The organism is Rhodococcus sp. C26F (genome assembly GCF_053345925.1).
In genome coordinates this window covers 1-2,448 of record NZ_JBKFBA010000103.1, presented here as the reverse complement: position 1 = coordinate 2,448, position 2,448 = coordinate 1, and the positions used below count along the sequence as shown (strand labels likewise).

General features: G+C 66.1%; 2 protein-coding genes. Both read right to left on the bottom strand.

All coding sequences use genetic code 11. The features are described 5' to 3' along the window. Positions 1-972: 972 nt before the first annotated feature. The gene (locus tag ACLBYD_RS30590; RefSeq protein ID WP_447818889.1) at positions 973-1,662 is read right to left on the bottom strand and encodes an MspA family porin; all 690 of its coding nucleotides are present in this window, start codon (positions 1,660-1,662) and stop codon (positions 973-975) included. A 67-nt stretch (positions 1,663-1,729) separates the two neighbouring features. After that, positions 1,730-2,434: an MspA family porin gene (locus tag ACLBYD_RS30585; RefSeq protein ID WP_447818714.1), complete on the bottom strand. Its 705-nt coding sequence runs from the start codon at positions 2,432-2,434 to the stop codon at positions 1,730-1,732. Positions 2,435-2,448: the final 14 nt, after the last annotated feature.

Sequence of the window (2,448 nt, the reverse complement as noted above, 5' to 3'; positions counted from 1 at the left end):
CCGCCGCCAGATCAGGGAACTCTTTGGGCGTGAGCACCTTTCGCTGCACCATCGAAAAGTAGATCTCCACCTGATTCAGCCACGAGGCATGCTTCGGGGTGTGAACCATCACCGCGTCCGGATACCGCTGTGTGAAACGGTCGATCGCGGCTCCGGTGGTGTTCGAGGTGAACACCCCGCGACTGTTCGACGCTGCATATCCGGACGGGGATACTGCTGCCCCTTCCGGATCAGCGCACCCGGAGATATCGCATACCTCGGGTTCGGTGGCGGTGTGAACGCCGTGCAGTCACCGCTGCTCGCCTGGACCAGGCCTACGACGAACTGCGGCGACTGCGCCCGGGCCTGACGTTTCTGGGAAATCCGAACCTCGGTCTGCCGGTCGTGACAGTCACACCCGACCATGCGATCGAGGTCGTCATTTCGCTTGTCCCCGCCCTGTGACGATGCCGCGCTGCGGGCTGGGGTACCTCCGTTGTCCTCGCCGATTCCCGACCATGCTTCGGGACACGATCGCGGGGATGACGAGCAGCGAGTATGCCCGTCCGGGTGAGACTCTCAGCGGCACGAAGTACCGACATTTCCACCGCTCGTGCCGCCACGAAGCGAGGCGATCTGTCGGTGCAGGTCACCCGCCATGTGTCCGACCCGCGCCGACGACAGGCCGCGCTTGACGTAAGGCCCGCGTTATCGGTGATCGTGATGCCGCACGCCTTACACGCAGGGTGCGTACCGCCGGCAATGCTGGGTGGACGTGTCGAGAGGACCCTGCTCGGACTTGTTGACACAGCCGTCGACGAGCCCGGTTGGATCGTGACCGCACCCGGGACCGCACATGTGGGATGGTCCGTCAACTATCGAGGCCCGCCGCTAGAAGTGCCGGATCTGTACGAATGCTTTTGGTTTCGAGCGAGGGTGCCCCGCTGTCGAGAGGATGAGGGTTCTCGGCAGCGGGGCAGTCCCTGTGGTGGGTCAGCCTATGCTGAAGGGCTGTCCCCACAGGGTGACCTGCTGGGTGGCCGTCGGAGTGTCGACGGTGACCTTCACATAGCTGCGAGCCTGAGCGTAGCCCGCGCAGCCGGTGACGCCGAGGGTGGTGTCGCCCCAGGTGACACTGCCGCTCGCACCCTTGAAGGTGTTGAAGTTGCGGTGCGTCTCGGCGCCGAACGCGTCGGTGGTGGTGATGTCGATGACCTTGTAGTCATACGCCTGGTTGGGTGCGAGGGTGATTCCCGCACCGGCGTTGGCACCGAGGGTCCCGGACTGTGTCGTCGCGGTCGCGGTGCCGGTGATGCCGCCGCCGGCGTTCAGGCCGCCGTTGAGGTTCGCGGTGAGCGAGAGCTGGCAGGCGACGATGTAGCCGGGCTGGATGCGGCCACCGATCTGTGCGCCCGGTCCGCTGAGCTCGACCTTTGCATTGCCGGACACCCAGACGTTGCGGTGCAGGGGCGTGGCCCCCATCGACGGGGAGATATTCGCCGTCTCGCCGGTGCGTGTGACGGTCACGACGGTGCCGTCCGGCAGAGTCTGGGAGATGTTTCCATCCGGCAGCGGGACGAAGGTATCGGCGTTGGCGGCACCTGCGGAAGCGAATCCGAGGGCCACGGCGATCGTCGCGCCCACGCCGGCCATCTTGAGGCCGCTGATGACGCTGGTCTTCATGTGTTTCTACTCTCGAGGTCGGGTCTCGCGCGTAGCGAGGAGGCGGGAATTACGGTCTCGGGCTGGGTCAGCCGATGCTGAACGGCTGGCCGTACAGCGTGGTCTTGACGTAGTCGTTGCCCGTCACTTCCAGGACCGTGTAGGCGCGGGCCTGGGCGTAGCCGCCGCAGCCCTGGACCTCGAGCTGTGCGTCCTGGTACTGGATCGTGTACGTCCCGTCGGCCTTGATGTCTCTGGCCTGTACCGGAACGAACTTGACCTGGCCGGCGCTGAGGGGGATCGCCAGTGAGGCGGTTCCGCCGACGTTGCCGCCCATGGATTCTTTGACCAGGTCCGCCGACATTCCCATGTTGAAACCGAGGGTTCCCGACATCTTGCTGACGTCGACCTGGCAGCCGACGATGTAGCCGGTCGTCAGACGCGGAACACCGTTGGTGGAGGTGCCCTGGGTGCCGTTGGCGTCCTTGGCGATACCGCCGTTGGTCGGTCCGGCCTCGAGGCCGGCGGGAAGCCCGGTCACCGTGGCTGTGACGGTTCCCGAGACCCACGCGACGCGGCCGGCGCCGTTGGCCGCGAGCGACGGCGAGATCAGCGCGCTTTCGGCGGTTCGTGTGATCTTGTGGGTGCCGACGATCTGCTCACCGTCGGGCAGGGGAACGAAGGTGTCGGCGTGTGCCGCGCCTGCGGAGGCGAACCCCAGTGCGATGGCGGCAGCGGCGACGCCGCCGATCCGGGCGGCGCGGCGCAGTCCGGATGCGTGCTTGTTGCTCAATGGATACCCCTACT

Excerpts from the sequence above, each read along its gene's own strand:
- ACLBYD_RS30590 (WP_447818889.1), bottom strand. The coding sequence starts at position 1,662 with ATGAAGACCAGCGTCATCAGCGGCCTCAAGATGGCCGGCGTGGGCGCG.